Genomic DNA, 13,731 nt, shown 5'->3' on the forward strand with positions numbered 1-13,731 from the left:
TCAATCTTAAAAAATTAAATGCTAACTCTTCTAACTATTAGTTAACGCAATTGCATGGACATGGCGCAGTAAACCAAGTGTTTTGCCCTTTTTAATCCACTTATTTAGGCTAATAGAAAACCGATTGATAAAAATGATATTTATCTGACCTAAAATGAATTAATATGATTGTAAATGAGTTTTAACAATTTAACAAATCATCACTAAATTTTTTAAGAGATTAAAATAAATGAACGCATTAATTCCTTTCAAGACTCTTCGAACTGCATTTTTGATTTGCCTATTACTAATAATCAATGCATTTAAATCCCACGCATCTGATGAGGTAATACATTCTGAAGCCATAGATACAGTATGGTCTGCACACCGAATTAAACCCTTTCTATTGACTCGAGGTGAGCATCAATTTGTTGCGTATTTTGACGCAAATCGGCAAATGACGGTAGCCCATCGAATGCTCGGGAAACCCTGGCGATTCTACAAAGTAGATAGTTATTTAGGTTGGGATAGCCATAACTACGTTACGATGGAATTAGACAAGTCGGGTCATTTGCATGTAATGGGAAATATGCATGGTGACCCAATCGAATATTTTCGAACCTCAAAACCTTTTCAAGTGAGAAGTTTGCAACGTATCAACGTAATGGTAGATAGAGTTGTAGAGGAGCGCATGACTTACCCTATTTTTTTGCTAAACAAGGAAGGCGAACTAATTGTTAAATATCGAGATGGCGGAAGTGGTAATGGTAACGAAATTTACAATATATATGATACTGAATCGAAAAAATGGTCAAAGCTTCATCAAAACCAATTTTTAGATGGTGAAGGTAAAATGAGCGGTTATTTCGAGGGCCCAGTTAGAGGACCAGACGGTGACTTTCATCTAATTTGGGTGTGGCGAAATACACCTAATGCTGCAACAAATCACAGTTTATCTTACGCGAAAAGCAAAGACTTAATTAGCTGGACTGATTCAAATGATGAATCCTTAGCATTACCAATAACGCTTGATAAGACCGAAATAATAGCGCCGGTTCCACCATTCGGCGGAATGATCAACGGAAACGTAAAAATCGGTTTTGACCAGAACCAAAACCCTATTGTGACTTACCATAAATACGATGAAAAAGGTAATACTCAAATTTACGTAACACGTAAACAGGGGAGGGAATGGAAAAGCCAACAAATAAGCAGTTGGACAGATTTTCGTTGGGAGTTTGGGGGCTCAGGATCACTCGGCAAGTTCTTAATCGAACCTTTTGCTGCAGAAGTGTTAGATGAAAATTTACTTGCCGTGAAAGTTCGCAAAAATGACGATATATTCCGATTTATTTTAGATAGCAAAACCCTTAATACTATTCGCGTTGAAAAGTCGCATATGCATCCACCTCAGATAGATGGAATTAGCCAAGCTTCTAATCGCTTACTTGAAAACTCAACAAGTCTTCCACTGGAACAACACGTTTTTGAAGGTAAGGGCGATGGAAGCCCGTCTGGCGGAAGTTATTATTTGTCTTGGATTAGTCAGCCAGGAAATAGAGACCGTGCGCACGTAATCATATCAGCTCCAAGTGTTTTGATGCTTCATGAGACCAAATAAGTAGCGCTTCGCATAATTACAGTGACTTACGCCAATATTGTTTGGCGTAAGTACAACTAACCAGTTGCTAACAATAAATTCAAATTTCAGGCCTGTTGTCGATTATTTAGTTTAAGAAATTATCTATACAGTAGATTCTTGCTCGGCTTCTGCCATAAGAAATCAATTTAGTTCAAAGTTAATCAATGTTAGTATTCTGTATCAATATTTATTCTAACTAATTTCAGGATATCCACATGAAAATTGCGTTATTGATGGAAAATAGTCAAGCAGGTAAAAACCCTGTTGTTTTAAACGAGTTAAAAACAGTAGCTGATCCTTTGGGGCATGAAGTATTCAACGTGGGTATGGATAGCGAAAATGACCACCACCTTACCTATATTCACTTAGGAATAATGGCAAGTCTATTAATTAATTCAAAAGCTGTCGACTTTGTAGTCGCGGGTTGTGGCACCGGTCAAGGTGCGATGATGTCGCTTAACTTACATCCAGGTGTTTATTGCGGTTACTGTTTAGATCCATCAGATGCTTTCCTATTTAATCAAATCAATAATGGTAACGCCCTTGCGCTTGCTTTTGCTAAAGGATTTGGTTGGGGGGCAGAACTGAACTTACGTTATATGTTTGAAAAGGCGCTAACAGGTGAACGTGGAGCTGGTTATCCAAAAGAAAGAAAAGAACCGCAAGTGAAAAATGCTGGGATTCTAGCAGAAGTGAAAGCCGCTGTTTTAAAATCTGACTTTTTAGAAACACTTAAAAGTATTGACCAGTCATTAATGAAAACAGCTGTTTCGGGTGAACGTTTTCAGAAATGCTTTTTCGAGAACTGTAAAAAGCAAGAATTATCTGACTACGTAAAATCACTTATTAATTAATTCTAACGATGACGTAGGTAAGTAAGTTTAATAATGGCTTACTTGCCTACGAAACATCTAATCGTTACATATTTGAGAGGTTACTTTCTCTTTTTTCGCTGTGTAAGCTGAAAAGTATATAGCGAGGGGATAGAGTCGATGCGTTTATTTAAACTTTCTACATAGGGCGTTGGCACATATTCAAGGGTAATTGGCCGATTACCGGAAAGACCCACTATTCGAGCATCAGGACCTTCTTCTAATCCTTCAACATGCAGTGTTTGCATGCCAGGCGCACCACTTTCAACCACAATTTTAAGGTTCCACGTGGTATTAAACCTACCATGTCCAGGTTGCCAGTATCCTGCACCAGAACCATCATATACTGGATATGATGCATGCTTTTCTCCGGGAATAGCATTGATATGCATCGTAATATTATCAAACAAGTTCTGGTGGTTAGCACCGGCATGTTGATCTAAATTTGGTTGTACAAATACCTCAGAATCCTTATATACACAACGTGTAGATTGCGTATTAAAGGTTAACGAGTGAGTTACCGGATTAAATATTTGAATGTTTTGGGCGAGAACATTATGTACGTTACCCATATGCACAGCATAGTGAGCTTGGCGCTTTCCTGAAGTAACTATATCACTGATCGTTAAATTAGCACTATCGTAGGTTATAACCGCACTATCGGCATTAATAAAGCGTATATTACGTGCCCAACTGTCAGCTAACCCTACTAAATATATGCCGTTGTATCCTTGTTCAACATGATGGCCAAAATACGGCGCATTCGGAAATTCAAATTTAAAATCTTCAATCCCAATATTTTCAAGTGGTGACCAAGCAGCTATATTTGTGGGTAATGTTGAGTTGATATTGTGTAACAAGGTATCGGCTATAGTAATTAAGTTTCCATTTACGTGTTCGATAACAGTTCGCTGCTGTACCAGCGGATATTCTGACCTCGTCCAATGACGAGAGCCAATTTTAACTTTTGTATCTTTGTATAAAGACTTAATAAGCGCGCCATCTTTACCTTGACGGTTATGCCAAAGGACTTGAATACGTTGTCCAACCTTAAATTGTTTACCGTCTTCTACTCTTATTTCGCGTTGTCCTTGTTGTCCTTCAAGTCCAGCCGACAATGAAACCGGTGGTTTTTCACTATACTCGTCTAAATAGTTGAATCCTAATCTGTTTTTTTCACCCACCCAAATGAAGCCAGCTGTCCATGAATATTCTGAATATAATACGTTGAGGTTATGTTTTTTTTCGATTTGACGTTTGTTATTTTTGACAAGGTATTCTCGAATTTCATTCAGTCTACCGCCATCATCTACCATTTTTAGAGGTCTTGGAAAATAAAGAATGGTTCCAGAATCTCCTCGCCCAGCTCCTTGTAATACAAAGTCACTACGCGTTATTTCGATAATTTCAGTGATGATAAATTTTCCTTTAGGGAACCGCACGGTTACTGGGCTCTCAATATTATTTGCTGCCTCAATGGCCTTTATTATTGCGTGGGTATCGTCCAATTCGTCGTCTGCTATCGCTCCATAGTCAGTAACATGGATTACCACTGGTGTGGTGTTTGGAATTTCTTCCATACCAAATTTATAACCAGCATAAGAAAAATCAGGTAAAAAATGTTCAGAGTTATTCAATATTTCAGGAATAGTCTGAGCGGTTACTATATTTGAAAAGATAAGTAACACAGTCGCCATAATCATTGGCGAAATCTTATTAATATAAACTTTCATTGTATCGTTCCTTTTCATCAGCCTATTCATTAAGTAAAGCGATAAAACATTCACATTTTCGGACTTGTACTGCCAACTACTTATGAAACTGCTTTGCAGCGATATTTTTTGGTGAAAGATAGTTAGGAGTAGAGAACATTAATCTATAAACATCTTGTTAACGTAATGTTCACAATAGATTATAGTCAATAGTAGTCAATAACAATCTTTTATTCGCTTTGAATAGTATGAAGAAGGGGGGGAGGGACTAATTTAACTAATTCAAACTTTGAAAAACTCTCTGCTTTATTCCTATTAAATTTTATTTTCCACTAAGTTAACCGTTAAATTCTATGCAAATCTAATGGTCTTCTCTACTTTTTGATTAACTTATCAGCAATATTCTTGTTATAGATTTCCAAAACTGAGTGAGAAAATTAGAATATGTTAATCTATCATATTCAGTCAAAATATTGCATTTCGAGTCATTTAGGTTTATTGTCTAATGCTTGAAAGATGACAGTAGAGCTTGAGTGTCAACTTTTACTTAAAGTTTTCAGCAAGCAGTTGCTTGAAAATTAACAATGACTAATAACAAAAGAAATAAATAAAATTTCTAACAACTAAATACTCCGACAGAGAATCTTGGCTACGGTCAGGAGGTCGGCTCGTGCCTGTAAAGCGAGTAAACATATAAATTACAGTTAATAGTTAACTAAGGAGACGCGATGAGCACGGTAGTGTTTGTTAAAGAACAGGTAGATAACGAGAAGCGATGTAGTTGTTTACCCAGTAATGTTAAAGCGTTTGTAAAGCTCGGTATGAATGTTTGTGTTGAGAGCGGAATTGGTGAAAAACTCCATATTTCTGATGCTGAATACGCTGAGGTTGGAGCAAAAGTTGAGACTGATAGAGCACGGCTTTTTAACGATGCTGATTTTATACTTTCGATACATCCTTTAATGAAGGAAGAGTTGGAGCTAAGTAAAACTAGTGCATGCTGTATTAGCTTTCTAGATCCCTTTAACGCCTTGGATCATATCACTTGGCTACAAAAATCGGGACGCTCAGCGCTGAGTATGGAGCTTATACCTAGAAGTAGTCGGTGTCAGAAAATGGATGCATTGAGCTCACAAGCCAGTTTAGCTGGTTATGTAATGGTTGCCCAAGCAATGTTTGCTTTACCTAAAGTCTTTCCTATGATGATGACACCCTCAGGCACGATTAAACCTACAAAAGTATTTGTTATTGGCGCTGGAGTTGCAGGCTTACAAGCCATTGCTACAGCAAAAAGATTGGGTGCGTCTGTTATTGCTTATGATACTCGTGAAACTGTTGCAGAACAGGTTCGTTCATTAGGTGCCAAATTTCTAGAAATAGATTTAGGTGAAACTGGCCAGAACGAACAAGGTTATGCAAATGCCCTAAGCCAACAGCAGATTGAATTACAACAAAAAGCACAAGCCGACTGCATTAAAGACGCCGATGTCGTTATCACTACCGCACAGCTATTTGGACGAAAACCGCCTTTACTAATTAAAAAAGACGTTATTCGTCAAATGAGAGCCGGTAGTGTCATTGTTGATATGGCTGCGGAATCTGGCGGAAACGTTGAGGGAACTGTCGCAGGAGAAAACGTTGTTTATGAGGGGGTTACTATAATTGGTATGGGGAACTGGAGTAGCAACGTAGCCTTCCATGCGAGTCAAATGTATGCCAATAACTTACAAGCGCTATTGATGGAATTCTGGAACGAGGAGGAAAAACGGCCAGTACTCGACTTAAGTGATGAGATTCTGCAAACAGCACTAATCACTCATAAAGGCCAATTAATTAATCCAAGTATAAAAGCCTTACTTACACAGGAGTGCAACTAATGTCACTTATATATTTATCGACCATTTTAGTACTCGCCATATTTTTAGGATTTGAGCTTATTCGTAAAGTTCCAGCAACTTTACATACCCCTTTAATGTCAGGCGCTAACGCAATTTCAGGTATTACTTTAGTGGGGGCATTAGCATATGCCGGAGGTGAGTTTACGATTGTTACTAAAGTTTTCGCGTGTGTATCAGTAATGCTGGCAACAATTAATGTTGTTGGCGGTTATATGGTAACAGACCGTATGTTAGCAATGTTTAAAGGTAAATAAGGACGCATCGTGGAAAGTATGGAATTTATGATAAACGCAATCTACATTGCTTGTGTGGTCTTATTTGTATTTGGCCTAAAACTATTAAGTCATCCTTCGTCGGCAAGAAAAGGGAATACATTGTCAGCTTTAGGAATGTTAGTTGCTATTGTTGCGACTCTATTGGATCAGCAAATTATCTCCTACGAGTGGATAGCAGTATCGCTCATTTTAGGAAGTTTAATTGGTGCAGTTATGGCAAAGCGCGTTGAAATGACCAAAATGCCGGAAATGGTATCAATACTCAATGGAGTGGGGGGGATGGCTAGTTTATTAGTCGCATTAGCCGTTTTTTGGGCTGGAGAAAAGATAGAAACCTATATTTTGGCCATTATGTTAATAGCAGTCGCGATTGGCAGTATTACCTTTAGCGGAAGTATTATCGCTTGGGCAAAGCTAAGTGGTGAAATACCTAAGCTTGTAAGCAGTGGTGCTACTGTTTTCAAAGGACAAGCAATTATTAATGTTCTTATTTTAGTCAGTATATGTGCATTGGCAGGCGTAGTTGTGGTCGCGCCAGAAAACATTGAGTTTGTTATCTGCTTTTCAATTCTTTGTCTCGTACTCGGAGTAATGTTGGTGTTGCCAATTGGTGGCGCTGATATGCCAGTAGTTATTTCTTTACTCAATAGTTATTCAGGGTTGGCTGCATGTGCAGCTGGATTGGCAATTAATAACAACTTACTCATTGTTGCTGGGGCGTTGGTTGGTGCAAGTGGTATAATTTTGACAAGTATAATGTGTAAAGCAATGAATAGGTCTTTAAGCAATGTTTTATTCTCTGGTTTTAAAAACAACGCATCAAATAAAATTGAAATTGAAGGTGAAGTGACCCCCATTGTGGCCGAAGATGCATTCTTCGTGTTGGAGGCTGCACAGTCAATTTTGGTTATACCTGGATATGGTATGGCGGTTGCTCAAGCTCAACATGCTATGAAAGAACTTCAGGTATTGTTAGAAGAAAACGATGCTGAAGTTGTATATGGCATTCACCCCGTTGCCGGACGCATGCCTGGGCACATGAATGTATTACTCGCCGAGGCCGATGTGCCTTACGAAGTGTTATTGGAAATGGATGAAGTAAACGCTCGTATGGAAAACTTTGATGTCGCTATTGTTATTGGCGCGAATGATGTAGTTAATCCTGCAGCAAGAGATATGGAAGGGAGCCCTATTTACGGAATGCCTGTAATAAATGCAGATTTAGCAAAAAATGTTTTTATCCTGAAACGAGGAATGTCTTCGGGTTTTGCTGGTGTAGATAATCCATTATTCTTCAAATCCAATGCACGTATGATATTTGGTGATGCAAAAGATACTATTAATACGATTATCAGACAGTTTTCCGACTAGGCGTCACGACTATGTATTTATGTTTTGTGACATATGAATGGATATTAATAATAAAAAAATTAGTAACCACGCGCTGAGGAGATTAGGGTATAACGTTGCTTATACCCTTTACCTCATAATTATTAAATGGTTAAGGTAGACTTACTAAAATGAAGGTTAGTCTGTTAACTATTTTGAACTCGCTCTCGCCAAAGATCTCTATAGTTTTTCAAATTCGTCAATCGTGTTGGAACTGCCGGTTTTAGGTCTATTTTTAACGGTGAGTTGCTGGATATTTTCTGCCAGTCAATTAATGAAGCACAACCTTGCACGGTTCCGGTGTTATCTGCAGAAAGCCAAACAGGTTGTCCTGGGCGCAACTGCGCTATTATCGAGCACAGCAATGGGTTTTGTAGAAAGGCTCCTTCAATATAAATATCGCTTTTTGATTGCAATAAGTCTAATTGAAAATCGATCATTAGTGCACAATATAACGTAGCCGTTTCGGTTCCTTGCTTTGGTTCAATTTCACCTATAAAGGCCGGGGTATGCCCACCAAATGGACCGCTTCCTCCACTAAAGTCAGGAATTGCCATAACTTCTTTATTGATTAGCTCTTGCAACACCGAAGACTCTACAGGATCACCAAAAGCGCCACCTAACATGGCGCAGATTTTTTCAAACTCTCGTCCACCCATAAATCGAGCACATGGAATAGGGGACGACATTGCATCCACATTACCAAGCATATCGCGTTTTGCGGATAAACAAGAGGTAGAGGTTCCTGAGCTCATCAACACTGTCCACGTGCCGGTTGATATAACCGTGAAAGGTTTATCGTTTTGACGTATTTTGTAGCGTAAAAAGCTTGCGTTACTATCATGGATACCTGCGAAAACTTCACAGGATGTACTAAGACCTGTTAGTTTTGCTGCGGAAGGGCTAACTTTTCCGATATTTTGCCAGGCTGGAACAATCTCAGGAAAGAGCGTTTGCCACTTCATTTTTTTCACTAAACTTGAATAGTCGTTGGCTAATGGTGCCCATAAATCGGTATGGCAACCCAAGGATGTAACTTCAGTGCATCGCTGCCCGGTTAATCTCCAAACCCAATATTGTGGATACATTAAAATATCAGTGCATTTGCTAAATGCATCTGGGTATCTTTTTTGTAGCCAAAATAATTGTTTACCTAGATTTAAACCTGCAGGGAGTTTTGGCGATAAACTTTCAGAAAATTCAGGTCTTAAATCATCGTATTCAGCATAACCAATACCTGAATATTCGTAATCAAGAACAGGTAAAACTAAACCATTAGATGATGCCTCGCTATTTCTATCAATCAGTGCAGCTGTTGCTCCATGTGTAGTGACTGAGAATGCGGTAATTTCGAATTGGGCTGTCAATCGCTGACAAACTGACGCCATCCAATCAAAAATACCATCAACATCTGCATGCGGAAACTTACCTTTTGACAATATATTATTAGCTCTAGATTCACTAAATACGGATTTTCGGTTCTCATCGAGAAGGTGCAATTTAACGTTTGTCTTCCCAATGTCGAGAATTAAGCTGTAATACATATCAATTTTCCGTTTCTATTTTACTTGTTATATATAAGCGATTTTATGGTCAATTATTAATTTTTAACAATTGTGTAATACTTAATAGCGAAATCACTCATTCAATTGTACAACATGTTAACTCTAGGTGATTTGTTTTGCAATAATTTGATTGTTTTTGGAGGTGTTGGAGTGGCAAAATGCGATGGCGTTTGTGTAGCCTCAATATATAAACAGTGGTTAAGGTAGTGGAGTAAGATTAGCGTATTGATTACTTAGTTAACTTTATAAATCACTTTAAGTTAATATTGATTTGTCGTTTTAAATACAAAAAAGACTTAAGAGCCATTAAGCAATTAAGTCTTTTATTACAACGGATGATCTAACGTTGGTGTTTAGAGTTTTACCGTCATCCCGAGAGTAACTCGGCGGTCGGTTAAGCTTTGTTCGCACAATAAGGTATCTTCGTTAAAACACCATTTTGTACGATCCTCGCGAGTTAAATTGACCCCTTCAACACCCACAGAGATCATTTCGTTGATATCGTAATTGACACTCATATTAAGTTGACCTCGAGCACCTATTACCGGAGGAAGGTTAAATCGCATGACATTTTCAGACTGCGTAAATGCATCTCTCCAAGTATACCGCATACGTACATTTAAACCGTATTTGTCATAAAATGCTGTAATGTTGTACGCATTTTCAGATAAATTATCTAAAGTAATGCGCTCTGTCACTACGTCATCAGCTAATGTTGCAGTGCTGTTATTGGTATCGGTTCTACCTAATAATTGGTTGATCGGATTGGTTGCATCACGGAACTCATCAAGAGCTTCACCTGATTTCTGATACGTATAGTTGGCGATTATACCAAAACCCGAAGCCCATCCTAATTCATCTTCATATCCGCTCAAATCAAATTGACCGGCAATTTCAATTCCAGATTGTGTCTCTGTGCCACTAGCATTAATTTGGCTACGCTTGATTACACAAATACCGGTTGTGTCGGTTCGACTGGAAAATACGTTATAGTTTTCAGCCGGTACGTTTGGATTGAAAATTCCGCCTCCTTCACAAGGAGCAGTTACATCACGTTCAATTTGTCCAGTTTCCCCTATCGGTTCTGCAGGCTGATCTTGAATACTGGTAATTAGGTTTTCACGCTCTTTATGAAATGCACCAATACTTACAAAACTAGAATTTGTAAAATAATACTCCATAGATAAGTCGTATGACCAAATTTGTTCAGGCTCCAGTGCTGGGTTGCCTACGTTAACAATCCCAGATGCACTTGTGCCAAAAGTAGTAGATGTTGATAATGAATCAAAGTCTGGTCGACGTATATCTTTACCTATTCCAGCTCGTACAACGAGTTGCTCAGTTAATTCAGCTGCTAGGTTTATTCTTGGAAGTAGAAAGTTGTAGCTCGTCGATTCAGTACTAGGCACTACTTCACCATTTATTTCACTTGTTCCACGTGATTCAATATCAGTAGTTACATAGCGCAAACCAACATTCCCTCTTAAAATAGTGTCACCTAATTCAAGGTTGTAGTTGCCTTGAGCATATAAAGCTGTCGTTGTTTCCTCTATATCAAAAAATGACGATATCTGTATTTGTGGTGTGGCTAATTGCGGGTTAACTTCCTCACCATATAATGCGTTATTGGCAGTAATCGCTTGGTTTATAGTATCGAGTACTAATTGAGGATTATTAAACGATACATCGTTATCTATAATTAAGTAATCAGGTATAAATAGGGTTCGACCATCTGCATCATTAAAGTTATTTGCGCCTGGAAGCACAATATCTGCAAACAAATCAGCTCTTGGACGATTCCAGTTACCGAAGCTGTTACTTGACGATATGCTATTATTCGAGTTGGAAGTTTTGTTCCAGCGAACTCCCAAATCAACATCATAAAAAAATGAATTTATTTCAGATACATCGTAAGTGAAATCAATTCGAGCAGCCCCTTCACTTCCTTTACGTCCGCCCAAACCTTGGCCAATGCTGCGTATTGCGTAATTACTAGGATCTAGTAGTTCGGCGCTTGAAGGCGTTTCGGCTAAACCTGGTGCAATGCCGAATTCAAAGGTATTGTTAGCAATATTAAATATTGCAGGTGTACCATTATCGTTAAAGGTATCAGGTCCAGGCTGGGTGCTATGTGGGTTAATAAAATCGAGCTCAGAATTGAGCGAAGGACTATGTGTTTCTGAATCTGAATATGATACTTCTGCGACAAGTGTATACATGTCTCCGGTCCACTCACTTCCCAATGCAAACACAGTGCTTTCTGTAAGACGAGTAGAATTCTGGTTACTCGTGCGCAAATTTGGATCTATTCGCTCTAAACCGCCGACTTGTTCAGAGCCTACACCCAAAATCCCACTGGTAACCACCTGTACTGTACCAAGATCTAAAGTGCCGTAACGGCCATCAACGCTACCTAAATCTATACTCTCGAAACCAGTATTTGTAGTTGCATTAATAACTGGATTACCACCCGTACCTGAAAAGAAAGCGCGCGAGTTCTTTTGTGCACGTTCTTGGTCGTTTAGGGTTGCATCAAAATAAAATTTTAAGTTAGATGATTTTTCAAGCTCAAAGGATGCGGTTAAGTTTTTGGTTTCATAATCAGCCGCATTAAGTGGCTGGTCTAGGAACTGGGTTCTTAAAAATGGAAATGATTCAGCACTTGCTAATCCTGAATCTGATAATACTACTCTGTCGCGGTCAAATCGTGGGTTTGCGGAAGCAACATCTTGCTCGGCATAGCTACCAGTTAGAACAATACCCACTTTACCAAAATCGGTCTCCCAATTGTTGCCAAATGTTCCGGAAATTCTGGGTACCGTGCTATCTGCCAAATCACTATTTTCTGCTTGTATTCTAAATTGCATTAAGCGTTTTTTTAGGCTGTTCCCTCTTAATGTGCGTAAGTTAATAGTCCCGCCCACTGAGCCTTCAACTGTTTTCGCTGTTGACGCTTTAGTTACTTCTAAAGACGCGATAAGTGCGGCAGGTAAATCATCAAAACTAATACCCGTTCGTCCACTGCCTGAAGTAACCGTAGATACGCCATTAATTTCTACACGGTTTGCGTTAGTTCCGCGTATCTGTACTCCCGTACCAACACCATTTGTTCTATCAATTTGCACACCTGTAATATTTTCAAGTACTTCAGCAAGATTATTATCTGGGAGTTTGCCTATATCATCAGCCTGAATCACTTCTTTTAGGTTAGCGGCATTTCTTTTCTCGTAAAGCGCACTCGCCAATGCGCTTCTGATACCAGAAACTTCTATTATTTCAGTCTCTGAGTCATCTGATTTTTCTGTTTCTGTGCCAGTAGTTTGTGCTATCGATGTTATCGACGTTCCATATAGTGCTGATGCGACAGCAAGTGCAATACCCAATTTCTTTTTGTGCGTGTTTGCTTCCATTTTTCGCTCCGTTTTAGCATTAACGTTGGTGGAGCAATAAATATATGCACAAAAATAACAAATAACAAACAAATTAAATACAATTAGATCATATTAGGTCGTCATTTGTTGCTTACGGTTATTTGAAGTTACTAACCTTTTACGTTCTTATTAGTGCTTTCAGCAATGAGTACTTCAATTCCAAAGGATTCAAAAAAGGAAATTAGTTCTTTATCGATACCAGAATCTGTTATCAAAATATCTACTTCTGTTAATGGGCATAAAATATATTTTGATCTTTTACCTATTTTATCACTGTCGGCAAGCACAATGAGCTTTTCAGTACGCTTTTTTAATTTTTGCTCAGACCTGATTAATAAGGGATCAGATTCCATCACGCCGTATTTTCCTATGCCCGATGTACCCATAAACATCATACTGCCGTGATAATATTCAGACCCATCATTCTCGTACGAGCTTAATAAAATTCCTTGCTCTCTATATATTTCCCCACTTGGTAGGGAAATTCGGCTTTCACTATTTGTAGTCAGGTAATTAGCCAATTCTAATGAATTCGTTAATATGTTGAGTCTCAAATCAATAAGAAACTCAGCCATCATGTGTGTTGAGAGACCGCCACTAATTATTAATGAGTCGCCATTTTTACACAGTTGCGCTGCTTTTTTTGCTATCTGTTTTTTTGCTAAGGTTCTTTTCTCTTTAGCGGCTGAAAAGCTGGACGGTCCTAATACTTGTTTGTCATATAAGTGCTCTATGGATTCCACACCTCCCTGAATCTTTTTTACTACTCCGGTTTTAGATAGCTTATTTATATCTCTCCTGATAGTTGCCTCTGAAACCTGTAATTGTTGCGTTAGGTTTTTTACACTCACAAATTGTTGTTTTGCTAAAACCTCTTTTATGAGTTGCTGCCTGTGTTTTTCTAACATTCGTCTAATATCCCACTGTGTCCCAACATCGGTTAATTATTAAGTTTAAAAATAGCGCTT

General features: G+C 38.5%; 9 protein-coding genes. 5 read left to right on the forward strand and 4 right to left on the reverse strand.

Features of this window, described 5'->3' with window-relative positions; translation table 11 throughout:
• The first annotated feature begins 229 nt into the window (after nucleotides 1–229).
• Together VUI23_RS08945 and VUI23_RS08950 are read left to right on the forward strand one after the other, a co-directional pair.
• Nucleotides 230–1,600 (forward strand): BNR repeat-containing protein, encoded by a 1,371-nt coding sequence (locus VUI23_RS08945; protein WP_342807914.1) that lies wholly within the window; start codon nucleotides 230–232, stop codon nucleotides 1,598–1,600.
• A 236-nt stretch (nucleotides 1,601–1,836) separates the two neighbouring features.
• Nucleotides 1,837–2,475 carry an RpiB/LacA/LacB family sugar-phosphate isomerase gene (locus VUI23_RS08950; RefSeq protein ID WP_342807916.1) on the forward strand — a complete coding sequence of 213 codons (639 nt, stop codon included), beginning with the start codon at nucleotides 1,837–1,839 and terminating at the stop codon, nucleotides 2,473–2,475.
• Nucleotides 2,476–2,555: 80 nt separating this feature from the next.
• Here VUI23_RS08950 and VUI23_RS08955 read toward each other — a convergent pair whose 3' ends face one another.
• Nucleotides 2,556–4,226, reverse strand: a complete 1,671-nt coding sequence (locus tag VUI23_RS08955) for a glycosyl hydrolase family 28-related protein (RefSeq protein ID WP_342807918.1) — start codon at nucleotides 4,224–4,226, stop codon at nucleotides 2,556–2,558.
• Nucleotides 4,227–4,933: 707 nt separating this feature from the next.
• Between VUI23_RS08955 and VUI23_RS08960 the strand changes: the two genes are divergently transcribed.
• Genes VUI23_RS08960 through VUI23_RS08970 form a run of 3 tightly spaced genes read left to right on the forward strand, consistent with a single transcriptional unit; the run spans nucleotide 4,934 to nucleotide 7,749 of the window.
• Nucleotides 4,934–6,082, forward strand: a complete 1,149-nt coding sequence (locus tag VUI23_RS08960) for an NAD(P) transhydrogenase subunit alpha (RefSeq protein ID WP_342807921.1) — start codon at nucleotides 4,934–4,936, stop codon at nucleotides 6,080–6,082.
• Nucleotides 6,082–6,357 carry an NAD(P) transhydrogenase subunit alpha gene (locus VUI23_RS08965; protein WP_342807923.1) on the forward strand — a complete coding sequence of 92 codons (276 nt, stop codon included), beginning with the start codon at nucleotides 6,082–6,084 and terminating at the stop codon, nucleotides 6,355–6,357. Before VUI23_RS08960 ends, VUI23_RS08965 begins: the two co-directional genes overlap by 1 nt.
• 18 nt (nucleotides 6,358–6,375) lie before the next feature.
• Nucleotides 6,376–7,749, forward strand: coding sequence for an NAD(P)(+) transhydrogenase (Re/Si-specific) subunit beta (locus VUI23_RS08970; protein ID WP_342808267.1), 1,374 nt, complete (start codon nucleotides 6,376–6,378; stop codon nucleotides 7,747–7,749).
• A 164-nt stretch (nucleotides 7,750–7,913) separates the two neighbouring features.
• Here the strand turns inward: VUI23_RS08970 and VUI23_RS08975 are convergent, their stop codons facing one another.
• The 3 genes from VUI23_RS08975 to VUI23_RS08985 all read right to left on the reverse strand — a co-directional run bounded on the left by VUI23_RS08975 (nucleotide 7,914) and on the right by VUI23_RS08985 (nucleotide 13,671).
• Nucleotides 7,914–9,311 (reverse strand): FGGY family carbohydrate kinase, encoded by a 1,398-nt coding sequence (locus VUI23_RS08975; RefSeq protein WP_342807924.1) that lies wholly within the window; start codon nucleotides 9,309–9,311, stop codon nucleotides 7,914–7,916.
• A 374-nt stretch (nucleotides 9,312–9,685) separates the two neighbouring features.
• A complete protein-coding gene (locus tag VUI23_RS08980; protein WP_342807925.1) occupies nucleotides 9,686–12,742 on the reverse strand; it encodes a TonB-dependent receptor in 3,057 nt (1,018 codons plus the stop codon).
• A 131-nt stretch (nucleotides 12,743–12,873) separates the two neighbouring features.
• Nucleotides 12,874–13,671 carry a DeoR/GlpR family DNA-binding transcription regulator gene (locus tag VUI23_RS08985; protein WP_342807926.1) on the reverse strand — a complete coding sequence of 266 codons (798 nt, stop codon included), beginning with the start codon at nucleotides 13,669–13,671 and terminating at the stop codon, nucleotides 12,874–12,876.
• Between the last annotated feature and the right edge of the window lie 60 nt (nucleotides 13,672–13,731).

This window comes from Alteromonas sp. M12 (genome assembly GCF_037478005.1).
Taxonomy (GTDB): Bacteria; Pseudomonadota; Gammaproteobacteria; order Enterobacterales; family Alteromonadaceae; genus Aliiglaciecola; species Aliiglaciecola lipolytica_A.